This window comes from Paraburkholderia sp. GAS82 (assembly GCF_050436285.1).
GTDB classification, from domain to species: Bacteria; Pseudomonadota; Gammaproteobacteria; order Burkholderiales; family Burkholderiaceae; genus Paraburkholderia; species Paraburkholderia phenazinium_B.
This window is the reverse complement of sequence record NZ_JBNDLX010000002.1, coordinates 657,254-681,047: the sequence shown is the minus strand read 5'-3', so window position 1 is coordinate 681,047 and position 23,794 is coordinate 657,254. Positions and strand designations below refer to the sequence as shown.

The window sequence follows — 23,794 nt, the reverse complement described above, 5'->3', positions numbered from 1 at the left end:
ATGCTTGCGCCATGAGCATCCTGCCAACCTTATCCCGATCCGTTAGCCCTTCCATGCGAGTCCTATTCGTCGTCGGCAATCTGGGTGACTACCATGTGCCCCGGTATCAAGCGCTTCTCCGTCTTGCCAACAGCCGCGGCCACGAAGTATTTCTCGTCGAGGTATTCGGCAAATCCGGCGTGTACGGCTTCCCTCAGGATCGCCGCGCGGCCTTCTTCAATACCCATCCTGCGAACTGCGTCACGTTGATCAAGGACGCGGGCGAAGGCGATGGTCACACCTTCCGAGTGGCGGCTGAGTTGCTCGCGGTCTTCCGCAAGTTTGCTCCGGACGTCGTCGTCACATTGGGCTACAACACGAACTATTCGATCGTGCTGTGCGTGCTCAAAGCACTGACGCGCCGTTTCTCGCTGATCTATATGTCGGACTCGAAAGCCGACGACGGCAAACGTTACACCATCAAGGAACGTGCGAAACGTCTGCTGGTGTCGAGGTTCGACGCGGCCCTTGTCGCTGGTGAAAAACACCGTGTCTACGCGGAATCTTTGGGTATCCCAATGGAACGCTCGCGCGTGGGCTTCGACGTGATCGACGTGGAGTACTTTTCCAGAATGGCCCGCGAGGCCGCCTCGGCGGCAGACGAGATTCGCGCACGCTTTACGCTGCCGCCGCGCTACGTGTTGTGCGTCAGCCGCTTCGTGGCGCGCAAGAATATCGATCTGCTGATTGGCGCATTCTTCCACGCGGGACTGCACCTGCGCGGCATCTCTCTCGTGCTGGTGGGGCAAGGTCCATGCAAGGCGCAACTGCTGGAGCAGATCGACCGGCTCGGCTTGGCCAAACATGTGCTCATTCTGAGTTCCGTGCCGAATCCCCATATGCCGGGGCTCTACGCGCTGGCGGATTTCGTCGTGCTCGCCAGCAAGTTCGACCAGTGGGGCTTGTGTATCAACGAGGCCTTTGCGGCCGGCACCCCGGCCATCGTCACACACGCTTGCGGTGTGGCGAACGAACTGGTGCAGGACGGCGTCAACGGCTTTATCGTCGAGCCGGATGACGAATCGGCGCTAGCGGCAAAGATCATGCAGCTGGGCACGAACAGCGAGTTGCGCGAACGCTTCTCCGCCAACGCGTTGGCATCAGCGAAGCGCTGGACGCCGGCGCTGTTCGCGTCGAATACCATCGAACTGGCAGAAGCGATGATCGGCCCGGCGAGCCGCACGCAGGAAGCGGCCTAGGAACGCGAACAGGGGCACTGGATCGCCGTTCGTTGCGTGGCTTGTCACGCACGCAACGAAGCCACTAGACGAACAGCGCGATACTCAAAGATTAGGCGCGAACACGGCCGCCGAACCCGGCGCAATGCGGCGCTTGAGAATTCGCGCGACCGAATACATCGTACTCAGCCGTTCCACCCCAAGCCGTTGCTTCAGCTCTCCACCGAAGCCATCCAGGAAGTTGAAGGTGGCGGGGCTGGAAAATCCATCGAAATCGAACGTCAGCTTGCGCTCGAGCGCATGCTGGATCGCCATCCAGATCAGCAGGCTGATCGACCCGCCATGCGCGCCAAGGGCACGCGACGAGAGCAGGTAATACATCGAATGCTGGTCCCACACCAGACCGATAGCTGCAACCAGCCGCCCACCCGGGCCATAAGCCCCCAGCAGATGGCCCGCCTTGCGAGCGACGAACGCGTTGACCAGTTGCCGCATAACGGTCGATCCGTAGGCATTCGTGCGCGAACGTTCAAGCAGATTTGCTTCGTAGAACTGCAGGAATTCGCTAGGTGTCGCGATGGGCGCGACCGTGAGATTTCGCTCTGCACTCCGGATGACATTGCGGGTTTTGCCATGCAGACGAGCCCAGGTCTCGGGCACCGTGCAATCCGGCGCGATCTGAAACGTGTAGCGCGCCGAGACGGTAAATCCGCGTAAGGCGAACGCCAGCGCATCTTCAGTGCGTGGATCGAACAACTGGAAGAAGCTGTCGAAATGCGGCAGTTGATCGATCAGCTCCGAGGTGACGCTCAGCCGGTGATGCTGCTCGTGCGTGCGGTCGAGGCCCATGGGTTTGATGACCGGACCCAGCGTCCGCGTGAGCGGCGGAAGATGCGAAATCCGCCACACCCCCATGCGGGTCGGATAATAAGGCAATTCGCCGAGCACCTCGTTGCGGCGCACGACTTTCACCGTGCTCCAGTTACCGCCGGTCGCGATATCGAGCCACCAGGGTTCGTGGAAAATGGATCGAGCAACCGATGCTTCGACCGAGCGCGCCGACGCGGTGACAGACGGCACCACGGGGGTGCTGCGTATCACGCGTTCAAGAGGCACCGCTGAGTCTCGTACGGTTGTCATCGGCAACTCACATGGTTCCGGGCCCGATCCCCGTTGATACTGTTTGCCTTTCCCCCCAAGCCGCGAGACGCATTGTTTCGCTCAGACGAATGCGCGCGGTTCGAGCCGACTACGGCGAGTCTATTCGCACTTTGGTAGTACTTTCACGCCAAAATCGAGTAAAAACAGTGGACTCGTATGGAGAAAGGCAGGTCTCGGAAAAGTGTTCTGCTCGATAGCCCACTTAGGTCGAAAGGGTTACCGGTGTGAGGCCGATTTCTACGCTTTATCCGATGATATTGAAGTCCTTGAGATACTTGTCGCTTAGCGTAATGCCAAGCCCAGGCGTTTCGTCGGATAGTTGCAGAAAGCCATTTTCCGGCTGCGGCTCACCTTCGAAAATGTAGTAGAACAGTTCATTGCCCACTTCCACATCGAACACCGGAAAGAACTCCGACATCGGGCTCGCCGTCGTGGACATCGTCAGGTGATAGTTGTGCATCTGCCCCGCGTGCGGGATCACAGGCACGGACCACGCTTCGGCCATCGCGTTGATCTTGCGCGCAGCGGTAATGCCGCCGACGCGATTCGTGTCGTACTGGATCACGTCCACCGCGCGCCGTTCGAGCAGGTCCTTGAAGCCGTAGATCGTGAACTCATGCTCGCCGCCCGAGACGGGAATGATGTTCATCTTCTTCAGTTCCTGATATCCCTCGACGTCGTCGCCAATCACCGGTTCCTCGATCCAGCGTGGATTGAATTCGGCGAGACGCGGCAGCATGCGGCGCGCGTATTCGAGCGTCCAGCCCATGTAGCACTCCACCATGATGTCGATCTCATCGCCCGCGAGTTCGCGCAACAGACGCAACTGCTCGATATTTTTCGCCATACCCTTCGGGCCGTCTTTGGGACCGTAGCCGAAGCGCATCTTCATCGCAGTGAAGCCCTGCTCGAGATAGCCCTTTGCTTCGCCGAGGAAAGCATCACGATCGTCGTTGTTATAAAGCTTGGAGGCGTAGCACCAGATCTTCTCTTTGGTGCGCCCACCGAGCAGCTTGAACACCGGCTTGTTGACTGCTTTGCCCATGATGTCCCACAGCGCGATATCGATCGCCGAGATCGCCGCCATGCCGATGCCCTTGCGGCCCCAGGCTAGCGTACGGCGGTACATCTTCTGCCAGATGTATTCGTTGTCGAACGGGTCTTCGCCGAGCGCAATCGGGGCGAGATGTTCGTCGATAATCTGCTTGGCCACGCGCGGCGCGAGCGCGCAGTTGCCGATACCAACGATGCCATCGTCGGTCTCCACTTCCACCACCAGCCAGCCGTGAAAACGGAACGAGCCCATTGCATCGCCACGCTCGAAGAGAATATCGACCGCGTTGGTGCAGAAATGCGCTTGCGGCGGCACGACCTTGCCTTTCCATTCAAAGACGCGGGTACGGATGTGTTTGATCTTCATAAACGTCAACTCCTTGGAAAGATTAGTGGCTCGGCCGTTTGCCAAGCGATGCGGTGGATTCTTGAGGCAGGCGAACGGTCTCCGGCGAGGTGGACTTGAACCACTGCATCAACGCGGCGCCAATCAGGCCGACCACCGCCAGCGAAAGCATGCCGGCCTGCGGCGAGCCTACGAGGCGCTCGGCAAAAGCTTTGAGATTCGGCGCGACGAAACCGCCCAGATTGCCAATCGAATTGATGAGTGCGATTCCGCCCGCGGCAGCCGCGCCACCGAGGTAGCCCGTCGGCAAAGTCCAGAAAAGCGGCTGCACGGCGACGAAACCGATTGCCGCGACGCAAAACGCGGCAATCGCGAGTACGACCGATGAGGTCACCGCGGAGGCGGCAATGCCGAGCGCCGCGAGCGTGAGCATCGCCGCGGCCCAGTTACGATGATGGCCATGGCGGTCCGCTGTGCGCGTAACAATAAAGGTGCCAACAATCGCCGCGATCCACGGGATGGCGGTCAGCAAACCGACCTTCGTGCCGACGTGGCCGCCAGTCAGGCCGGCGATGCGGGTGGGCAGGTAGAAGACCACGCCGTACACGCTCATCTGGACAGCGAAGTAAATGAGGCTGAGAAACAGCACCCGTGGATCGCGCAGTGCCGCCAGCACCGAGGCGGGACCATGTGCGCGTTTATGCTCGTCCTCCACACGCAAGGCAGCAACCAATGCATCGCGTTGCGGGGTATCGAGCCAGCGGGCATCGGCGGGACGGTCGGTCAGATAGAAGAATGCGATCACGCCGACCGCGGAAGCAGCGATACCCTCCACCACGAACAGCCACTGCCAAGGATGCAAGCCGAACGGGTTGGAGATATCGAGCAACACGCCCGATACCGGACTGCCAAACAGCATGGCAAGCGGAAAGCCGAAATAGAACACGCCCATGGTTTGCGAGCGCGTGTTTGCCGGAAACCAGCTGGACAGAAACAGGATGATGCCGGGGAAGAAGCCTGCCTCAGCGATACCGAGCAGGACCCGCAATGCGTAGAAGCTCGATGCGTCGTGGACCAGTGCGGTACACGCCGAGACAAGCCCCCAGGTGACCATGATGCGGCTCATCCAGACACGCGCACCGAGCCGGTACATCAACAGGTTGCTGGGCACTTCGAACACGGCATAGCCGATGAAGAAGATGCCGGCGCCGAAGGCGAACGCCGCATCGCTCAGGCCCGTGTCGGCCTGCAGCACGTTCTTCGCAAAGCCGACGTTGGCGCGATCGATAAAAGCCAATATGTACATCAGCACGAGGAAAGGCAGCAGTCTCGTACGTGCCTTCGCGATGGCGCTCTCGAGCGCCATGCCGCTTGTCGCGTTCATTGATTCGTCTCCTGAGTCTTGTTTTGTGCGCCGCACGCAGTCGTTGCGCGGACGCCTCCGGTAGCGCTTAAGCTTCGCTAGTGTGCGAAACTATGCGATAACTGACTAGTGAATTAATCGAATCGGCCTATTCCCTGGAGTTATCGCTCGCATGATTGCGCCTGCCTCGACCATTCGCAAACGGCTGCGCCTGCGTCACCTGCAACTGATGGTGGCGCTCTCGGAAACGGAGTCGCTCCGTCGCGCGGCTGACGAGCTTGCGATGACGCAGCCCGCCGCCACCAAGGCGCTCAAAGAGCTCGAAGACACCATTGGCGTCTCGCTGTTCGTGCGGCACGCGCGCGGCATGGAGCCGACCATCTTCGGCGAAGCGGTGATGCGCTACGCGCGGGTCGTGTTCGAAGACCTCGATGAATTGCGCGACGAACTGGCGGCAATCGAGGCTGGCGATATCGGCAAGGTGCGCATCGGTGCAGTGATGGCGCCGGCACCCGAACTACTGACACACGCCATCGTTGCGCTGAAGGCTGCGCATCCGCGCCTGCAGATCTCGGTGCAGATCGATACCAGTGACGTACTCGTGCAGGCGCTGCAGCAGGACCAGCTGGACATCATGCTTGGGCGCATCCCCGATGGCTTTCCTGCGCTCGACCTGAGTTTCGAAACCTTGGGTGAAGAGGCCTTGTCGATCGTCGCGCGGCCTGATCATCCGGTTGCGCACGCAACGGTTCGTCCGAAGCTCAACGAACTGGCGAAATACCCCTGGATTGTGCAGCCGCATCCCAGTCCGATGCGGCAGATCATCGACCAGACCTTTCGCGAGTCGCGCGTGGCGCCTCCCATCAGCACGGTGGAGACTTCGTCGATCCTGACCACGCTGTCACTCCTGCTCGACTCCGACATGCTGGCAGTGCTGCCCACTTCCGTAGCGCAGTACTACGTCGATCTGGGGACCATGGCCGCACTCGCCACACCGCTGCGCGGCCGCCTCGCCCCCTATGGGCTGATCCTCAGGAAGAACCGCCGGATCCGTCCCGCGACGCAACTCGTGATCGACGCAATTCGCACGGCTTAAGCTGCGGCTGGCTTAATGAAATGAGAACATCACAAGCCACGACATGCGACGCGCATGACGAAATGCGCGCTACCGTACGAAGTAAAACGTTTGCGTCTTCAAGGACGGTTGAATCGGTGGATTTGCCCTTGCAACGTCAAGCACGGACCCTGCATACTGCCTAGCACCACTAACGACGCCGCTTCGTCACGGCGCGATTGACCGCTCACCCAGCCTCTCGCTGGTCAGTTGCGGCGATAAAAAATATCAGAGGGAATCATGAACGTACGCTTGAGCAGTGTCGAACTGCGCCCGGTCGATCTGGCAGATCCAGAAGTGGCGCGACTCTACCTGGAATGCCTCGATGCCGAAAAACGCTTGCGGGGTAGCAGGAAAATGGCCGCTGCGGCGGTATTCCAGTTGCGGGAAAAGCAGTTGAACGAGCTATGGAAGCGACTGGGCGAAGTTGACGCGCAACTATGCAGCGAGCTGCAAGACGGAGTGCGCGAGTGGCACGAAATCGCCGTCAAATTGCGTGGCGGCGAGTGAAGGGCGAATGAGCGGTAAGTGACGGCCCGTACGCGTGCGGAGTGCCCGCCGTGCTAAGGACGCAGCAGGTCGAAACCGCCCAGCACGACCACTCCGCTTAGCGCAATCAGCGCGACAGAGTGCTGGCCAAAGTAAAGAATGGCCGCGGCGGACCAGGTGGCAAGAGTAAAGGCTGCAATTCGCTTCATGATGAAATAGCCGCAACGGCGGAGCTCTGGTTTCTGTCGTGTTTAATCATGAGGGCGTAGGGAACGCGCTTACGACCCCCATATGATTAGCTACACAACCAGTTGCAGAATATCACGCTTGCCTGAAAGCTCGCTGCCGGCACGCCAGTTCGCTCACTCTGCCGGATCGCGGAACAGATCAGCGCACAAACTCCGCCCCGCGTCGCTCAATCGCGCGGTGCCGGTGCCTTCCTCGTTCAAAGTCGTCTCGGCGATGCCTCCGTCGGCCAGCGCCGTCAGGTGACGCCGCAGCGTACTCATCGGCACACCTGCCTGCTTCGAGAGCTTCGCCAGCGACCAGTCGCGGCCGGGCGTCTCGTGCTCCGCGCGCCACAGCTGCATCAATATTGCTACCAGCATCGGATCAACTTCGTCGTTCATCGGAGCCCCCTCAGGCCATCTCTGTAACAAGGCCGCCCAGCGTCCTGAGCGCCGCTTCCGTCTGCGCAGTCCAGGGATAGCTGTAATTCAGCCGGATAAAGTGGCGAAAATCGTTGCGGGTCGAAAACATGTAGCCTGGCCCGACCGTGATGCCGCGCGCAAGCGCGGTCCGGTAGAGCCGCATCGAATCGACGCGTTCCGGCATTTCCACCCACAGCACGTAGCCGCCCTGCGGCGCGGAAACGCGCGTACCGGACGGAAAGAAACGCAGCACCATCGCGCTCATCAAGCGAGCCTGCTGATGGTAGAACTTGCGCACGTGGCGCAAATGGCGGTCGTATCCATCCTGCCGCAAATAGTCGGCCACGGCCACCTGCGGCACCGACGGCGTCGTCAACGTGTTCAGGAATTTGAGCTTTTCCACTTGCGCACGGTAACGGCCCGGCATCGCCCAGCCGATCCGGTACGACGCAGTCAGGCTCTTCGAAAACGAAGCACAGTGCAACACCAGTCCCTTGGTGTCGTACTGCTTGAGCGTGGAAGGCCGCGCGTCGCCGAAGTAGAGCTCCTGATAGACGTCGTTCTCGATCACCGGGATATCGTGTTGCGTGAGCAGGTCGAGGAGCTGCTTCTTCCGTTCATCCGGCATCTGAAAACCGAGCGGATTCTGGAAATTCGGCATCACCATGCATGCCGCGATTTTCTGCTTGTCGATAAGGCCGGCCAGCACCTCGACGTCGATCCCGTCGGTTGGATGCGTCGTCACCGCAATGGCGCGCATGCCGAGACGCTCGATGGCGTGCAGCATCGCGTAGTAAGTCGGCGACTCGACAACCACCGTATCGCCCGGCTTCGCCACCGCCTGCAGGCTCAGATTGATCGCCTCGGTCGCGCCGAGCGTGACGATGATCTCGTTCGGATCCACCGGCACGCCGTTTTCCGCGTAGCGCCGCGCAATCTGGCGGATCAGTTCGGGATTGCCGGGCGGCAGGTCGTCGATCAGGTTCCAGCTCGCGTGACGCCGGGCAATCGCGTTGGCGTACTGGTTGATGCGCCGCCAGGGGAACAGCGTGGGATCAGGATACGGCGAGCCGAGCGGTACAGCGTCGTGAGCACGGATGCTGCGCAAGGTCGACAGCACCAGCCGGCTCACGTCGACCTCCGAGGCGGGCGCGGGCGGTGTCGCCGCGTGATCGCGCACGGTCTGCGGCGGGGCTGCCAGCTCACGCACGAAGTAGCCCGACTGCGGGCGCGTCTCGATCAGGCCGCGGCCTTCCAGCAACGCGTAGGCGTGCAGCACGGTCTTGATGCTGACGCCGTGCTGCTGGCTCGCCTGGCGCACGGACGGGATCCGCTCGCCGGCGGCGAACACGCCGCGGCGTACGGCCGCACCGATTTCATCGGCGAGTTTTTCGTAGAGCTTCAAGGGACGAGGCGGCCGGGCGGGCGGCGCGTGGCAAAGGAAATGACCGCAGTTTATGCCAAATCGCCGAAAACTGTATCCCTCCCATTTCCCGTTTTCTGTGTTCCGCCAACTTTTCGGAACACAGTAGGCTTCGGTTTATCGGCAAATCCGCCTGTTCACCGGCAGCAAGGTCATGAAAAAACCCGAAGCGCGCATCGAACCGTACACCCACCCCGCCGCCGGCTGGGGCGCCCTGAAGTACGTCGCCATCAATCTCATCAAGGAAAGGGTCGCTGGCGTCAACTACAAGACCCTGTTCAAGCAGAACCAGCCAAATGGCTTCGATTGCCCGGGCTGCGCGTGGCCGGACCGCGAACATGCCTCCACCTTCGAATTCTGCGAAAACGGCGTCAAGGCGGTGGCCGCCGAGGCCACCAGCAAGCGCGTGACACCGGCGTTCTTCGAGCAGCACACCATCGAAGAACTGATGGCACAGTCGGACTACGAACTCGAACAACACGGCCGCCTGACCGACCCGATGGTCTACGACGCCTTGCTCGACCGCTATGTGCCGATCGAATGGGATGCGGCGTTCGAACTGATCGCGCGTCATCTGAAAGCGCTCGACGATCCCGACCGCGCCGCCTTCTACACCTCGGGGCGCGCCAGCAACGAAGCCGCCTTTCTGTACCAGTTGTTCGTGCGCATGTACGGCACCAACAACTTCCCCGACTGCTCGAACATGTGCCACGAGGCCACCAGCCGCGGTTTGCCGGGCACGGTGGGCGTCGGCAAGGGCACGGTCACGATGGACGACCTGGAGCACAGCGACACGCTGCTGATCTTCGGCCAGAACCCGGCCACCAACCATCCGCGGATGCTCGGCGAACTGCGCGAGTGCGCAAAGCGCGGCGCGACGATCGTGTCGATCAACCCGATCAAGGAACGCGGCCTCGAGCGCTTCGCCAGCCCGCAGCATCCGGTCGAAATGCTGACCATGGGCAGCACCAAGATCAGTTCGGTGTTCATTCGCCCGAAGGTGGGCGGCGACTTCGCGCTGATCAAGGGCGTCGCCAAGCGCGTGATCGAGCTGGACGACGCGGCGCTCGCGAGCGGCGGCGAACGCGTGCTGGACGTGGAGTTTATCGCCGAACATACGGTAGGTTTCGACGCCTTCGCCGACGATCTGCGCGCGGAAGACTGGGGCGCCATCGTCGCCGAATCGGGCGTGCCGATGGAGGACGTGCTCAAGCTCGCCGACATCTACGTCAAGGGCAAAGCGGTCATCTCCACGTGGGGCATGGGCCTTACGCAGCACAAGAATTCGGTACCGACAATTCAGCTCCTGTCGAACCTGATGATGATGCGCGGCATGATCGGCAAGCGCGGGGCCGGTCTGTGCCCGGTGCGCGGTCACTCGAACGTTCAGGGCGACCGCACGGTGGGGATTGAAGAGCGTCCGACCCAGGCGTTCCTCGACCGCCTCGGCAAGGTCTATGACTTCGAGCCGCCGCGCGAACACGGCCTCGACGTCGTGAATTCGATTCAGGCAATGCTCGACGGCAAGGTGAAGGTGTTTATCGGCTTGGGCGGCAATTTCTCGATTGCGACGCCGGATACGCCGCGCACGTGGGAAGCCATGCGTTCGTGCGACCTGACCGTGCATATCACCACCAAGCTGAACCGCAGCCACCTCGTGCACGGCCGCGAAGCGCTGATCCTGCCGACGCTCGGCCGCACCGAGATCGACATGCAGAACGGCGTGGCACAAGGCGTGAGCGTCGAAGATTCGTTCAGCATGGTGCACATCTCGTACGGCATGAACAAGCCGGCTTCGCCGAATCTGCTGTCGGAAATCGCCATCGTGGCGCGCATGGCGGACGCGACGCTCGGCAGCAGCAAGGTCGACTGGCTGGCGCAAATGAATGACTACGCGCTGATCCGCGATGGCATCGAAAAAGTGTTCGACGGCTTTGAGAATTACAACGAGCGGCTCAAGCATCCTGGTGGCTTCCACCTCGGGGTTGCCTCGCGCGACCGGATCTGGAACACGCCCAGCATGAAGGCGCAGTTCCTCGTGCACGCGATTGCCTTCGACACGCCGATTCACCGCGCCCGCAGCCGCCATGGCGAGCGCCTGATGACGCTGATGACCACCCGTTCCCACGACCAGTACAACACCACGATCTACGGTCTGGACGACCGCTATCGCGGTGTTTACGGCCAGCGGCGCGTGCTGTTCGCCAACAAGGACGACCTCGCGATGCTCGGCTTCGTGTCCGGCCAGCGCGTGGACATTACGAGCGTGTGGGACGACGGCATCGAGCGCCGGGCGAACAGCTTTTTGCTCGTCGAGTACGACATCCCGCGTGGCTGCCTCGGAGCCTACTATCCGGAGACGAATCCGCTGGTGCCGCTTTCGTCGGTCGCAGACGGCGCTGGTACGCCGACGTCGAAATCAATCCCGGTGCTGCTCACGGCATCAGTGGAAGAGCTGGAAGCGGTGGCCGCCTGAGCCTGAGATCGAACGCCGCCTGATTCCCGGTTGAAGCAAAAGAAAAGGCCGTTCCGATATGAGTCGGAACGGCCTTTTGCCTTTTCACTTCGTGCTTTGGCAAAACTAGACCAGCAGTTTGACCAGCAAGGAGCCGATCAGTCCAGCCGTGCCGACGATGACGAGCGTCTGGATGATGGTCAGCGATTTACGCGAGCGGGACAACGAGGAGTTTGAGGAAGAAGTCACGAATATTTCTGGTTTCAATTCAAGGAACGGCATACGCCGCGCGGCGCCCGGCGAGAGCTGGACGTTTTGCGAAGGCGTGATTGTACGTCCTGGTTCGGGACAGCCGGTTTTTTGCGGGCGGCGGCGGATTGCCGCCCCCTTGCGGTTCAGTTCTTGACCGGGAAGTACCAGAGATTGCGGTCGCTATAGCCGAACTGTCTGATGATCGTTCCCAGCGTGCCGTCTGCACGGATTTCATCGAGCGCACGCGAGACCGCATTGTTCAGATCTACATCGTTCTTGCGCAGCGTGTAACGAGCGTAGCCATATTCCTTGGGACGCGGCTGGTAGTCGTGCACCATCTCCATCGCGACGGTGGGATGCGCCTCAAGGAACTGTGAGATCTTGATGCCATCTTCCATCGCCACGTCGATGCGTCCCGCCATCAGGTCAGCGAATTCCGCCTCGTTGCTCGCATACAGTTTCATTTCCTTCAGATCGGTACGCTGGCTGAGCAGTTCGTGGTTGATGCCGCCGCGCAGCGTGCCCACAGTATGGCCTGCGAAGTCGGCCCAATTGTGGATCTTCAGGGGATTGCCGCGCGCGACTGCGATGCCCGAGCCGTACCAGTAGGCCGGACTCGTGAACGCCACGACGCGCAACCGCGCTTCCGTCTCATGCAGGTTATCGACGATCACATCGCCCCGCCCGGACAGCAAGGTGGGAATCAGCGCGTCGAAGGGCACGATATCCCAGTTCACCTTGGTGATCCCGAGGCGTTTGGTGATTTCGCGGAAGATGCGCACGTCCGCACCGTCGAAGCTATTGGTCTTGTTGTCCTGGAACGTCGACGGGGGGTCGGCTGCAATAACCAGGGTAATGCCATTCTCGACGGCACGCCGGTAAGAGCCGTCGCCGCCGTCGAAACGCGCGCTGCTGGTCGCGGCTTCGTCGGCGGCCCAGACTGTAGAGACGGACAGCAAGCCTGTCACTATCGATGCAAGCATCAGCGTCGCCACTCTCATGGAAAACTCCTGAATCGTTGGTCTTAAGTTTGGAGTGCTACAGGCTGGCTGTTCCGCCGAGCTGCCGGTTCCGTTCCCACAACGAACGCAGAAAATCCCGGGTGCGTGCTTGCTGAGGCGCCGCAAAGAACGCCGCAGGGTGCCCCTCTTCAACGATCCGTCCATCGGCCATGAAGACGATCCGGTCGGCTACCTCACGCGCGAATCCCATTTCATGAGTGACAACGACCATCGTCATGCCTTCGTCGGCAAGCGTGCGCATCACGCGCAAGACCTCCCCCACCAGTTCGGGATCGAGAGCGGACGTGACCTCATCGAACAGCATGACTTCAGGCTGCATGGCGAGCGCACGCGCAATCGCCACGCGTTGCTGCTGGCCACCGCTCAACTCGTGCGGATAGTCGTTCGCTTTCGCGCGCAGGCCGACCTTGTCCAGCAGCGCATACGCGGCTTGCGTTGCATCGGATAACGAACGACCCAGTACATGAACGGGCGCAACCGTAATATTTTCGATCACGCTCAGATGCGAGAACAGATTGAACGATTGAAACACCATGCCGACCTTGGCCCGAATCGCTTCAACCTCCCTGTCGCTATCGGCACGACGGCGGCCGTTACTGAGGCCTTGGTAAGCGGGTGCTTCATCGAAATAGATCGTGCCGCTGTCGACGGTTTCCAGATGGTTGATGCAGCGGAGCATCGTCGACTTGCCCGACCCCGACGGTCCGACGACACACAGCACCTCACCCTTCGCGACGCTAAGCGATACGTCCTTCAGCGCATGGTGGTCGCCGAAGCGCTTGTTCACACCGTCAAGACGGATCATGGCGTACCCACCGTGGCATCAGGAGCGCCATGATCTATGGGCTTCGCCTTGTTACCGACATTCATGCGCCGTTCGAGCCAGCGCACCGCCAGCGCGCTGGGGTAAGAGAACGCCAGATAAATCGCGCCAATGATGGTGAACACCGTGGCGTACTGGAAATTCGTCGACGAAATGATTTGCCCCGTAAAGATCAATTCCTTGACGGTGACAATCGATACCAGCGAGGTGTCCTTGAACAGCGAAATGCCGTAGTTGCCGAGCGGCGGAATCACCACGCGGATGGCCTGAGGTAGCACGATCAGACGCAGCATCTTGCGGCGCGACATGCCGAGCGCTTTGGCGGCTTCGATCTGGCCGCGCGGAACCGCAGCGATGCCGGCGCGATACACCTCGGCCAGATAAGCCGAATAGTTGATCGACAGCCCGATGACTCCGGCCACGAACGGATCGAAGCGAATACCGAACGACGGCAGAACGAAGTAGATATAGAAAAGTTGCAGCAGCGCGGGCGTTCCGCGAATCACTTCGATATAGATCGAAGCACACCACCGCAGCAGCCGCGAGCGGCCAAGTTTGGCGAGTGCGATCAGCAGTCCGAGTGGCAAGCTGATCAACGTGATGCAAACAGTCAGCGCCAGACTGGTGGCGGCGCCTTTTAGCAACGCGGGCAGGTAGTCGCCCACGCCGTGCAAGTCGAACAGGGCAAGAAATTCTGTCAGCATGAGGTTCCTTCGTGCCGAAGCCTGACGCGCGCAACCCTCCCACCCTGATTGCGGTGTCGCGCTCCGGGCAATACGCTCGATGTCGTGGCCTGGTTATTTACACCGCGTAGACTTCCGGATCCACCTCGGCACCCAGCATCTTGCTTACGCGGTCTGCATGCCTGCGGATCGTCCGACCCAACTCATGCAGGTCCTCATCGCTCAAACCGCTTTTCAGCGTGGTCACGCTGATCGCGGCGACGCCCTCGCCTTCGCGATTGGTAATGGCCGCGCCGATGCACACCACACCAATGTTGTCCTCTTCGTTATCGAAGGCATAGCCGCGCTCGGCGACCAGCATCAGGTCGCTCATCAGTTCGGCGGGTGTCACGAGGGTGTACTCGGTGCGGCGCGGCATGCCGGTTTGCGCCAGCAGTTTGACCACCCTTGCCGGCGGCAGCAGGGCCATCAGCGATTTGCCAAGCGCCGAGCAATGCGGCAATTCGCGTTGCCCAAGCGCCGACGCGATCCGCAGAATACCGGGCGCGTCGACGCGGTTGATCGCGACCGCGTAGCCCTGATCGAGGATCGCGAGGCGTGACGTCAGTCCCGTCAGTTCGGTGAGCTCACGCAGCACCGGCATGGCCAGTTGCGACACGCCGATATCTTCCGCCGCGCGATCGCCGAGATAGACGAGCGAAAGCCCCAACCGGTAGCGGCGCGAGCCCCCGAGGCGGACGTCGGTCACGAAATTGCGCATCAGGAGCGTCTGCAGCAGCGCGAACGCCGTACTCTTCGACACCCCGATCTGTTCGGCGACCCCAGCGACTGTCATACCTTCGCTGGCAGCCTTCCCCAAGGCCTCCAGGACATCGAGCGCGCGATTGACACTGCGTAGCGCGTATCGGTCCTCAGCAGTTTGAACTGCATCTGTCATTTTCTGTTTTGATTCCGTTGATGAAGCTACCCGGTAGCATCCCACATCTCATATTGACAGTCACTAAATCGGAAATTAAGATGAACTTATTGCCGAACGTGGTTCGGTAGTGCCGAACGATTAATCGGTCAGCATCTGGCGCTCCGGATTCGCGGCTCGCCTCGCCACAAAAATAGCGACAGGAGGCCGAATTCGAGAGGCGCCGCGTTCCGGGGATTTTTTGCGCGGCGTCACACAGCTCGGCGGCAAGGACCATGGGAATAGTCTCTGAAGAAGGCTTGTGCATCGACGGGCAGTCGAAAATGTCAGGCGCACACTCCGCGAAACTCGTCCACAGCGAACTCGCGCATATCAAACTCGTGCTTGGGCGCTTGTCGGCGTCCGACCTCGACCAGTCCGGGTTGCCGCGCGCTTACTGGCGCAAGCGCCTGCGCAGCGTCATGGAGAATCATCAATTGTCGCCGGCACAATTCGGCGAAATCGACCGCATTCTTGCCGGCCTGTCGGACTAGGCCATCTACATCTGCGGCAAGTCACCCCGGATTGATCGTACGATCCGCGCGCCATTGTCGGGTATCCACGAAGACTGCAACGCCACGCCGGCATTGTTACGTCCATTTGCTGACATGCTAATGACATAGCGAATTTCCGCCTCAAGCCGCGGTCCGGTTTGGTCTGCGCAATATAAAAAGTAAAATCGACAGCATTCCGATGATTATCAGGAGCACATCAATGACTGGGCGCGTAAATGGGCCGGTTGCGGCTACGACTTATCGTGGCGACGCGATCGAAAACACGCATGTTGCACATGTGGCAGTGGTCGATGCGCAGGGCGGTCTGCTCTACGGATTTGGCGACCCTTCGCGCATGACGCTGGCGCGTTCCGCAGCCAAGCCCGCGCAGGCGTTGGCGGTACTCGAAACCGGCGCGCTCGAACGCTTCGGCTTCGAAGAGGCCGACCTCGCGCTGATGTGCGGCTCGCACAATAGCGAGGACCGGCATATTGAACGCGCACGGCAGATGATTGCGAAAGCCAATGCGAGCGAAGCCGACCTGCGTTGCGGCGGCCATCCGCCTATATCCGACGCCGTTTACCGGTCGTGGATCAAGCGCGATTTCACGCCGGGTGCGGTATGCAGCAACTGCTCCGGCAAGCACGCCGGCATGCTCGCGGGCGCGCAGGCGATCGGCGCGGACGTGCAGGACTATCACAAGGCCGATCATCCGCTGCAGCTTCGCGTGAAGCACACCGTCGCCGATGTCTGCGATCTGCCCGACGAGGCGGTCCAGTGGGCTGTCGACGGCTGCAATCTGCCCACGCCCGCTTTCCCGCTCGAGCGTCTCGCACGGCTTTACGCAAAGCTCGCCGACGCGGCGGCTCAATCGTCTGAAGCATCTGCGCGCAGCGCGGCGCTTGCGCGCATCTACCGCGCGATGACCCGGTACCCGGAAATGGTCGCGGGCGAAGGACGTTTCTGTACCGCGCTGATGCGCAGCTTCGATGGGACGCTGGTCGGCAAGCTCGGCGCCGAGGCAAGCTACGCCATCGGCGTGCGGCCGAACGAGCAGACGGCGCGGCTTGGCGCCAAGGGCGCATTGGGAATTGCCGTCAAAGTCGAAGACGGGAATACGACTGTGCTTTACGCCGTGGTGGCACAGTTGCTGACGCAACTCGACATCGGCACAGCTGCGCAGCGCGCCCAGCTCGAATCGTTCCGTGCGCCGCCCATGCGCAATACGATGGGCGTGGAAACCGGGCGCCTCGCGCTATCGGTCGCGCTCGAACCGGTTGGCGCGAAGCAATAAGGGCTGAACGGCCAGCCGTGCCGTCCCAATGAACCCTACCCGCGCGAGGGATCACCCTGCCCTAATTGAGCTTCAGAATGGCCGACAGAGCCGATATTTCGCAGCGCGTGCCGTCAGAGCACGGTGTTACGCTCGATTGAAATCTATCGCCGGTCGAGCGCGAGCCGCATAGGGGGATGGGTCCACGTCGCAGCACGCCACTTGGGGCAGTGGATCCAGACACGGATTGCAGCGAGACCGCACCAGGAGGCTCCGCGATGAAAATCACCCTACCCATCATGGGCCTGACGCTGCTCACGCTGAGCGGTGCCGCCTCGGCGTGGCAGCCGGTGGTTTATCCGATTCGCAGCCAGAGCCCCTGGCAGCAGAACGCCGACGCCGCCACGTGCTACGGCATGGCCAGCCGTCAAACCAACGTCAACATCACGCGGCAAGCGCAATCTGCAATGCCGCCCAAGCTCGCGTCCGGCGCCCCCGGAATAGGCGGAGGCGGCGTGGTATCGCAACCGCCGCTGCCTGCTAGCGGAACATCCCTCGCGTCGGCCAGTGCGACAACCACAGGCGCTTCGCCGGCTACCGGCATGCCGGCCACTGCGATGCCGGCCAGCGGTATGCCGGCCACCACGGCGCAGGCGAGCGAACCGATGCCGAAAACCGACAAGAACGGCGTCCCGCAATTAGGCGGTGCCAGCGACCCGCAAACCGCGGCGGAGGTTAAACCGCCGCCAATGCCACCGCCCGAGCCGCCAATGACGCGCTACTGGCGCGCCTACGCCGGTTGTATGCAGGGAAAGGGCTACGCCGTACAGTGAAATCGGCGCCGAGCCGGGCGTGACGATACGCGGCGGTGATTGTCGGCCAGTGGCCCTCAGCACAGTAGCGGCGTACTTACTCGCTGCTGGTCCATTCCACGTTTGCGCCTACCGAGCGCAGGTTTTCCACGAAGTGCGGATGCGCGCGCCGAATCGGCAACGCGTTCATGATTTCCGAGCGCCCCTCGATACTCGCCGCGACCATCAACAGTGCGATGGCGACACGAATGATGTACGGACTTTCGACCCTGGCCGGCGTCAACGGCAGGCCACCAAACGTGATGAGGCGGTGCGGGTCGGACAGGAACACGTGAGCGCCGAACTTGGAAAGCTCGACGGACCAGCCCATTGCGCCGTCATAGACCTTGTTCCAGAACATCGCACTGCCTTCGGCCTTGACGCCGAGCGCGATGAAAATGGGCAGCAGATCCACGGGCAGATAAGGCCAGGGCGCCGCTTCGACCTTGGTGAGAATGTTCTGTGTGAAAGGCCGACGCACCCGCAACGGACCCTCGCGGAATGCACGCGACCAGCCGTCACGATGCACTACGTCGACGCCGAACTTGGCGAACGTCCGGTCGATCAGCGGAAACTGCTCAGGCGCGGTATTCCTGACTACGATGTCGCCGCCGGTGATCGCGCCCAGTGCCAGAAACGTGGCAATTTCGTGGAAATCCTCGCTAAAGCGGAATTCGCCGCCGCCGAGTTTGCCGCCGCCCGAAACGCTCAGGCGCGATGTGCCGATGCCGTCAATCTCGACGCCCAGCATCGCGAGGAAACGGCAAAACTCCTGCACGTGCGGCTCGGACGCGGCATTCACGAGCGTCGACGTGCCGCTTGCCGACGCAGCGCACAGCACGAAGTTCTCGGTGGTGGTGACCGACGCGTAATCCAGCCAGTGGTGATTCGCGCTCATCTGCGAGTCGGCACGCACGATCAGCGACTCGGCCGTTCGTGTCACCCGCGCGCCGAAGCGCTCGAACACCTCAACGTGCGGATCGATCTCGCGCACGCCGAGCGTACAACCCTTCACGTCGTTCTCGAGACGCGCCACGCCGAAACGGGCCAGCAAGGGCGGCACGAGCATGATCGACGAACGCATCTCCTCCGGCAGCTTGTGCGTAACAGGATCGAACGTGGTGGCGTGATGATGCAGCTCGAGAATGCCGGTCTGGAAATCCATCGACACTTCGCTGCCGAGCGTGCGGAAAATCTCGAGGATCTTCTTGACGTCGGTAATCTCGGGGACGCCGATCAGACGCAAGGGCTGATTGGTCAGCAGCGTGGCGCAGAGGATCGGCAGGACGGCATTTTTGTTGGCGGATGGCTCGATCTCGCCGCGGAGCGGGAGACCGCCATGAACGATCAGGTTCGACATGTTCGGCGCAGGCGTATGGAAGGGGACGTGAGGTCGATATCATGCCACCGCGCGAGCGCGCACGCTTGACCGGAAAACGTGATTTTCTGCAAAGGCCGGTTTGGCCTTGTCAGCTTTACAGGCGCGCCTCGATCCGCTCAATCAGGCTCCCAGTCCAGCGGCGCAGCGCGCTATTCGAGGCCGCTAGCGCCGTCGAATATCCGATCACCTCATACACCTTGCTGCGCTGGATCTTGGAGACCTTCGCCGGATCGAGCCACGCCTCGTTTTGAACCAGCAGGAGCAACGTCTCCAGACCGATCAGCACCGGCCACAGACACGCCAGGCGCAAGCGAATGGACAGGCGCGGGATCGCCAGCGTGTAGTCGACGGCCTCGCGGAAGTGTGCCAACGACATCCGCACGAGTTCGAATAGCAACGGTTGCGCGCGGACCGAGTTGCCGGGCTCCAGCAGGTCCTGCGGCGCGAGGCCGAAGCGATCCAGCATTTCGGTGGGAAGGTAGCAGCGGCCGATCCGCAGATCCTTGCCGCAATCGCGCAGCACGTTGGTCATCTGCAGCGCTTTGCCAAACCGGACTCCACGTGCGAGCATCGTTTCGGGCTCGGCTTTAAGCGTCCCCGGCAGGTGCGCGTATGTCATCCGGGTCCAGAACTCGCCCACGCAGCCCGCGACCAGATAGGTGTAACGATCCAGCTCCGAGACATGCTCAAGCGCGACAATCTGGCCGGAACGCTCGTCCGGGAACGTGCGCAGGTCGAACTCCATGCCTTCCGTTAGCGTCGAGACAATCTCGCGTACGGCCGCGCGATCCGACTCGTTCAACTGCGACAGAATGGCGAGCGCCGGTCCGAGCGATTCGAGCAACACCTTCTCATCCGATTGCGTCTGCTGGCCCGCCACTTCGACGGACATCCGCTGCAAAAACGTGCCTTCGTCAGCCGCGCCGTTGACCTGAGCACGCAGCGACAGCAGCAGTTCCAGACGTTGTTCCGGCGGAATCAGCGAGGTGTCCGCGATCGTATCGGCGGCGCGCGCGAGCAGATACGCGAGGCCGATTGGGTCGCGCATTCCAGCAGGCAAGATACGCAGCGTGAGGTAAAAGGAGCGAGAAACGCCCTTTAGCAGCGGACCCAGGAGATAGGTCCGGGTAGGATTCAGCATGAATGGATTAGGTCGGTTTGGGACAATTTGGGCGCTGCCGAATTGTATCCTGCAAAACGCGACCTACCCGTCGGCGCCGCCGCGCGGACCTGCTGGCCTCGCGGCGGGCGCCGGTTTCTTATGCGATCGGCTTGCCGGTCTTGGCGGCCGCCTTTTCCATATGGCCGCCGAAATCGTGCCGCATTGCCGACAGCACGCGGTTAGCGAAATCCGCCTCGCCGCGCGAACTGAAGCGGGCGAACAGGGCCGCGCTCAGCACGGGCACCGGTACGCCTTCGTCGATCGCCGCGTTAACGGTCCAACGCCCCTCGCCCGAGTCCGACACGCGCCCAGAGTACTGTTCAAGGCCTGCGTCGCCGACCAGCGATGCAGCGGTCAGATCGAGCAACCATGAGCCGATCACGCTGCCGCGGCGCCAGACCTCCGTGATTTCCGGCAAATTCAGGTCGTACTGATAGAACTCCGGGCCGTGCAGCGGCGAGGTTTCCGCATCGATTTCCGCAGTCTTTTTGCCGGCGTTGGCGTTGTGGAGGATGTTCAAGCCCTCCGCGTAAGCTGCCATGATCCCGTATTCGATGCCGTTGTGAACCATCTTGACGAAGTGGCCGGCGCCTTGCGGCCCGCAATGCAGATAGCCCTGATCCGCCGTACCCGCGTCCTTGGGACGTCCCGGTGTCGGGACGGCCGCGCCCGGTCCCGGCGCCAGCGTCGAGAAAATCGGCGCGAGATGTTCCACGATCGGCGTCTCGCCACCGATCATCAGGCAATAGCCGCGCTCGCGGCCGAACACGCCGCCGCTCGTTCCGACGTCCACGTAGTGAAGCTTCTTGCTACCGAGTTCGTTGCCGCGGCGAATGTCGTCGTGATAGAACGAGTTGCCGCCGTCGATCACGATGTCGCCCGGCTCGAGCAAGGGCGTCAGTTTCGCCAGCGTCGAATCGACCACCGCGGCCGGCACCATCAACCAGACGGCGCGTGGCTTCGCCAGTTGCTTGACCAGATCTTCGAGGGACGAGGCTCCCTCGATGCCGCTGCCACTCTGCTTGAGTTTCTCCACCGCCGCCGGCGCTACGTCGTAGACCACGCAGGTCTGACCACCGGCGGTCAGACGCCGCACCATGTCGGCGCCCATGCGCCCCAATCCAATCATGCCTAGCTGCATCTCTCACTCCTTACGTTGCGATACCGCGCTGGCTGCTGCCGCGGTCGTTCAAGCAGTTGTGAAGCAGAACCGCCGCTGTACGCGCTGCGTTACGAAGCAACGAAGCTCACATGCGAAAACGGGGATTCTGCGCGGTCGTACCGTAGTACGTTAGTCGTCACTTGCCGCTTTTGCAGGGAATCTTTTTCCGAACGATTCCCGGCAGAAGTCTGGCGCGCCGCAGTTCTTGCCGGGGATGCCGATGCGCCAAGGAGACGCAATGCGCCGGATTGCGGGTCAGCGCAACAGTGAGACAGGGGGAGGACGGAAGGCGTTCAATGCTGCGGCGAGCGTGCTGAAGAATGATGCGGCTCGCCGCCGCCGAAAGTTGGACTAGCTTAAGCCTTCTGCGGCCATAGCGTGCGGCCAAAGAAAGTCAGAGCGCGGTCCCAGGCCAGTTGAGCCCAGACCGGATCGTACTGGGTCTCCGCGATACGGCCGGGTCCGACCGCCGTCTCGTTGGCGAACGCGTGGTGGGCCTGGTAATGGTACGACTCGAGATCGACTTTCGCGTTGCGCAGCTTGGCTTCGACCGCCTCGACCGCATCGGGCGGGAAAAACGCGTCTTGCGTAGCCCAGTGCGCTTGCACCGGCACCTTGATGTTGTCAGCCTGGATGTAGTCGAGCGGCGGGCAGCCGTACCATACCACCCCGGCGGACAATTCGGGAATCTGGCCGAGCGCCAGCAGCGTCAGCGCGCCGCCCATGCAAAAGCCGGTGACGGCCACACGGTCCGCGTGTTGCTTCAGGTATTCAACGGCGCCGCGAATATCCTGGGAAGCGGCGTCGCCGAAGTCGAGGCCGCTCATCAAATGGTGCGCTTCTTCCTTCTCGACCGTCATCTTGCCGCGGTAGAGATCGGGAACGAGCGCCAGATAGCCGGCTTGCGCAAGGCGGTCGGCCACGCCGCGAATCTGGTCGTTCAAGCCCCACCATTCCTGAATCACAACAATGGCGGGAGCGCCTACGGGGTTCTGCGGCTTGGCGAGATAACCTTCAACATCCTTTCCATCGGGACGGCGGAAGGTAATCATGGATCCTGGTGAATGTGTCATCGAGCGGTCCTCGGTTGGGCGAAACGCATAGCATAGCGTTTGTCGTGCGGGGACGCTGGCGGGCGGTGCAGGTTGCGAATGTCACAATTCACGTCACTTCACCCGTGCCAACGTAATAGCCCGCTCCGGGCAAGCCGTCACGCACAACCCGCAGGAACGGCATGCATCCGCATTCGGCGTATAAGCGACCTTCAGACCGTGCACCCGCAGCTTGAATTTATTCAACATACCTAACTGATTGTAATCTTCAGCGTCGATCTTACGAATCTCGAACACGTTCTCAGGGCAAACCACCGCGCAATCGCCCTTCCCTTCGCAACGCCTGAAGTCGACCACCGGCGCAATCACGCCCGGTGCCTGCTTGCAGGCGGCAGTTGTCGATGTCTTGCTCACGATGGGTTGTCCTCCTGCGACTGCGCCCTGCGGTCCCGGGGCGAGAAGCCCTTGAGGAAATTCTCGCGTTCCTCCGGCGTCATGCGCTCCCAGCGGCGCCAATGTCCGCGTCCACCGCCGTGCCAGCCGCCACGGCCGCGGAACCCGCCGAACAGGATGCGGCTCAGCACCAGCAAACCTATCGCGTGCAGAAAATCAATCGAACGGCCGCCGACGAATATCGCCGGGATCACCCAATTCCATAGCGACATCACGATCCATCCAAGCACCGCGATCGCCACCAGGGCCAGCAGTGCTTTGCCGAAGCATCTCACTTTGAATCTCATCACCTGCTCCTTTAAATTTCCAGTTCGTCATACACGGCTTGCAGGCTGGCACGCAGATGCAGCACCGCATAACGCTTGCGTGCGAGCAGCGTGTTCACGCTGACGCCGCTCTCGCCAGCCAGTTCCTTGAAGCTGCGCCCTTCGAGCTCGTGCGCGACAAAAACGTCGCACTGATTGGCCGGCAGTTCGTCGAGCGCGGCTTGTAGCGCATCGAGCAGCACCGACCGCGCATAGGCCGCCTCCGGGCCGGCATCCTGTGACGGCAGCGCAAGGTCGAGCCGGTATTCGCTTTCGTCATCCGGCTCTGTGGCGGCTTCGACCAACGGCAGTTCCCGCCTCTTGCGAAACACGTCGATGATGCGGTTGCGCGCCACGCGGAACAGCCAGGCGCTGGCCTGTTCGATCGGCGCGGGTAGCCGGTAGGCCTGCACGAACTCATGAAAGACATCCTGCAAGATGTCTTCCGCGTCGCTCGGATCACGCACCCGGCGCCGGATGAAATGCCCAAGCCGCGTACGCTCACGCAAAATGGTTGCAGTGAGGTCGTTGTCTCGTTCGAGCATCGGGTCCGGGGGCGGCGGCGTTTCCATACGTCTGTAGACGACTGGGGAGCGGGGATATTGTGGCGGGCAGAAAATAATGCGTTTTCTGGCGCGAGCCGGGGTTGATAAGT

At 61.6% G+C, this 23,794-nt stretch carries 25 protein-coding genes; 7 read left to right on the top strand and 18 right to left on the bottom strand.

Annotation, left to right across the window (positions count from 1 at the left end; all coding sequences use genetic code 11):
• The first annotated feature begins 53 nt into the window (after nt 1-53).
• A complete protein-coding gene (locus tag P3T17_RS09485; RefSeq protein ID WP_074267120.1) occupies nt 54-1,238 on the top strand; it encodes a glycosyltransferase family 4 protein in 1,185 nt (394 codons plus the stop codon).
• Between the two features lie 84 nt (nt 1,239-1,322).
• Here the strand turns inward: P3T17_RS09485 and P3T17_RS09480 are convergent, their stop codons facing one another.
• The 3 genes from P3T17_RS09480 to P3T17_RS09470 form a co-directional block, all read right to left on the bottom strand.
• Entirely contained in the window at nt 1,323-2,357 is a 1,035-nt protein-coding gene (locus tag P3T17_RS09480; protein WP_429406222.1) for a GNAT family N-acetyltransferase, read from the bottom strand.
• 265 nt (nt 2,358-2,622) lie between these two features.
• On the bottom strand, nt 2,623-3,798 hold the full coding sequence (locus tag P3T17_RS09475) for an L-rhamnonate dehydratase (protein ID WP_429406220.1): 1,176 nt from the start codon (nt 3,796-3,798) through the stop codon (nt 2,623-2,625).
• 22 nt (nt 3,799-3,820) lie between these two features.
• Nucleotides 3,821-5,161, bottom strand: coding sequence for an MFS transporter (locus P3T17_RS09470; RefSeq protein WP_429406218.1), 1,341 nt, complete (start codon nt 5,159-5,161; stop codon nt 3,821-3,823).
• A 151-nt stretch (nt 5,162-5,312) separates the two neighbouring features.
• On the opposite strand from P3T17_RS09470, the gene P3T17_RS09465 reads away from it, so the two are divergent.
• Nucleotides 5,313-6,236 (top strand): LysR family transcriptional regulator, encoded by a 924-nt coding sequence (locus P3T17_RS09465; RefSeq protein ID WP_074267116.1) that lies wholly within the window; start codon nt 5,313-5,315, stop codon nt 6,234-6,236.
• A 258-nt stretch (nt 6,237-6,494) separates the two neighbouring features.
• The gene (locus tag P3T17_RS09460) at nt 6,495-6,764 is read left to right on the top strand and encodes a hypothetical protein (protein ID WP_074267115.1); all 270 of its coding nucleotides are present in this window, start codon (nt 6,495-6,497) and stop codon (nt 6,762-6,764) included.
• A 53-nt stretch (nt 6,765-6,817) separates the two neighbouring features.
• Here P3T17_RS09460 and P3T17_RS09455 read toward each other — a convergent pair whose 3' ends face one another.
• From P3T17_RS09455 to P3T17_RS09445, 3 genes are all read right to left on the bottom strand, one after another.
• Entirely contained in the window at nt 6,818-6,952 is a 135-nt protein-coding gene (locus P3T17_RS09455) for a hypothetical protein (RefSeq protein ID WP_297351763.1), read from the bottom strand.
• A 153-nt stretch (nt 6,953-7,105) separates the two neighbouring features.
• On the bottom strand, nt 7,106-7,372 hold the full coding sequence (locus tag P3T17_RS09450; RefSeq protein ID WP_429406216.1) for a helix-turn-helix domain-containing protein: 267 nt from the start codon (nt 7,370-7,372) through the stop codon (nt 7,106-7,108).
• A gap of 10 nt (nt 7,373-7,382) precedes the next feature.
• The gene (locus P3T17_RS09445) at nt 7,383-8,798 is read right to left on the bottom strand and encodes a PLP-dependent aminotransferase family protein (protein ID WP_429406214.1); all 1,416 of its coding nucleotides are present in this window, start codon (nt 8,796-8,798) and stop codon (nt 7,383-7,385) included.
• A 172-nt stretch (nt 8,799-8,970) separates the two neighbouring features.
• On the opposite strand from P3T17_RS09445, the gene P3T17_RS09440 reads away from it, so the two are divergent.
• Nucleotides 8,971-11,292, top strand: a complete 2,322-nt coding sequence (locus P3T17_RS09440) for an FdhF/YdeP family oxidoreductase (protein ID WP_429406212.1) — start codon at nt 8,971-8,973, stop codon at nt 11,290-11,292.
• A 105-nt stretch (nt 11,293-11,397) separates the two neighbouring features.
• Here the strand turns inward: P3T17_RS09440 and P3T17_RS09435 are convergent, their stop codons facing one another.
• The 5 genes from P3T17_RS09435 to P3T17_RS09415 form a co-directional block, all read right to left on the bottom strand.
• On the bottom strand, nt 11,398-11,520 hold the full coding sequence (locus P3T17_RS09435) for a hypothetical protein (protein WP_302050863.1): 123 nt from the start codon (nt 11,518-11,520) through the stop codon (nt 11,398-11,400).
• 146 nt (nt 11,521-11,666) lie between these two features.
• The gene (locus P3T17_RS09430) at nt 11,667-12,524 is read right to left on the bottom strand and encodes a substrate-binding periplasmic protein (protein ID WP_429406210.1); all 858 of its coding nucleotides are present in this window, start codon (nt 12,522-12,524) and stop codon (nt 11,667-11,669) included.
• Between the two features lie 37 nt (nt 12,525-12,561).
• Nucleotides 12,562-13,350, bottom strand: a complete 789-nt coding sequence (locus P3T17_RS09425; RefSeq protein WP_429406208.1) for an amino acid ABC transporter ATP-binding protein — start codon at nt 13,348-13,350, stop codon at nt 12,562-12,564.
• Entirely contained in the window at nt 13,347-14,072 is a 726-nt protein-coding gene (gene ehuD / locus P3T17_RS09420) for an ectoine/hydroxyectoine ABC transporter permease subunit EhuD (RefSeq protein ID WP_429287282.1), read from the bottom strand. Before ehuD ends, P3T17_RS09425 begins: the two co-directional genes overlap by 4 nt.
• 97 nt (nt 14,073-14,169) lie before the next feature.
• Nucleotides 14,170-14,988 carry an IclR family transcriptional regulator gene (locus tag P3T17_RS09415; RefSeq protein ID WP_074267108.1) on the bottom strand — a complete coding sequence of 273 codons (819 nt, stop codon included), beginning with the start codon at nt 14,986-14,988 and terminating at the stop codon, nt 14,170-14,172.
• Between the two features lie 254 nt (nt 14,989-15,242).
• On the opposite strand from P3T17_RS09415, the gene P3T17_RS09410 reads away from it, so the two are divergent.
• The 3 genes from P3T17_RS09410 (at nt 15,243) to P3T17_RS09400 (ending at nt 17,606) form a co-directional block, all read left to right on the top strand.
• Nucleotides 15,243-15,500 carry a hypothetical protein gene (locus P3T17_RS09410; RefSeq protein WP_143787652.1) on the top strand — a complete coding sequence of 86 codons (258 nt, stop codon included), beginning with the start codon at nt 15,243-15,245 and terminating at the stop codon, nt 15,498-15,500.
• A 220-nt stretch (nt 15,501-15,720) separates the two neighbouring features.
• Nucleotides 15,721-16,794 carry an asparaginase gene (locus P3T17_RS09405; RefSeq protein ID WP_429406207.1) on the top strand — a complete coding sequence of 358 codons (1,074 nt, stop codon included), beginning with the start codon at nt 15,721-15,723 and terminating at the stop codon, nt 16,792-16,794.
• Nucleotides 16,795-17,051: 257 nt separating this feature from the next.
• Nucleotides 17,052-17,606, top strand: coding sequence for a hypothetical protein (locus tag P3T17_RS09400; RefSeq protein ID WP_429406205.1), 555 nt, complete (start codon nt 17,052-17,054; stop codon nt 17,604-17,606).
• A gap of 76 nt (nt 17,607-17,682) precedes the next feature.
• Here P3T17_RS09400 and P3T17_RS09395 read toward each other — a convergent pair whose 3' ends face one another.
• The 7 genes from P3T17_RS09395 to P3T17_RS09365 form a co-directional block, all read right to left on the bottom strand.
• Nucleotides 17,683-18,984 (bottom strand): UDP-N-acetylglucosamine 1-carboxyvinyltransferase, encoded by a 1,302-nt coding sequence (locus P3T17_RS09395; protein WP_074267104.1) that lies wholly within the window; start codon nt 18,982-18,984, stop codon nt 17,683-17,685.
• A gap of 115 nt (nt 18,985-19,099) precedes the next feature.
• The gene (locus P3T17_RS09390) at nt 19,100-20,146 is read right to left on the bottom strand and encodes a phytoene/squalene synthase family protein (RefSeq protein ID WP_074267103.1); all 1,047 of its coding nucleotides are present in this window, start codon (nt 20,144-20,146) and stop codon (nt 19,100-19,102) included.
• 118 nt (nt 20,147-20,264) lie between these two features.
• Complete coding sequence (gene gnd / locus P3T17_RS09385) at nt 20,265-21,308, bottom strand: phosphogluconate dehydrogenase (NAD(+)-dependent, decarboxylating) (RefSeq protein ID WP_074267102.1); 1,044 nt, start codon at nt 21,306-21,308, stop codon at nt 20,265-20,267.
• Nucleotides 21,309-21,685: 377 nt separating this feature from the next.
• Nucleotides 21,686-22,402, bottom strand: a complete 717-nt coding sequence (locus tag P3T17_RS09380) for a dienelactone hydrolase family protein (protein ID WP_074267101.1) — start codon at nt 22,400-22,402, stop codon at nt 21,686-21,688.
• Nucleotides 22,403-22,495: 93 nt separating this feature from the next.
• On the bottom strand, nt 22,496-22,795 hold the full coding sequence (locus P3T17_RS09375) for a 4Fe-4S dicluster domain-containing protein (RefSeq protein WP_429406203.1): 300 nt from the start codon (nt 22,793-22,795) through the stop codon (nt 22,496-22,498).
• On the bottom strand, nt 22,792-23,121 hold the full coding sequence (locus P3T17_RS09370; protein ID WP_074267099.1) for a hypothetical protein: 330 nt from the start codon (nt 23,119-23,121) through the stop codon (nt 22,792-22,794). Before P3T17_RS09370 ends, P3T17_RS09375 begins: the two co-directional genes overlap by 4 nt.
• An 11-nt stretch (nt 23,122-23,132) precedes the next feature.
• The gene (locus P3T17_RS09365) at nt 23,133-23,711 is read right to left on the bottom strand and encodes an RNA polymerase sigma factor (protein WP_429406201.1); all 579 of its coding nucleotides are present in this window, start codon (nt 23,709-23,711) and stop codon (nt 23,133-23,135) included.
• Between the last annotated feature and the right edge of the window lie 83 nt (nt 23,712-23,794).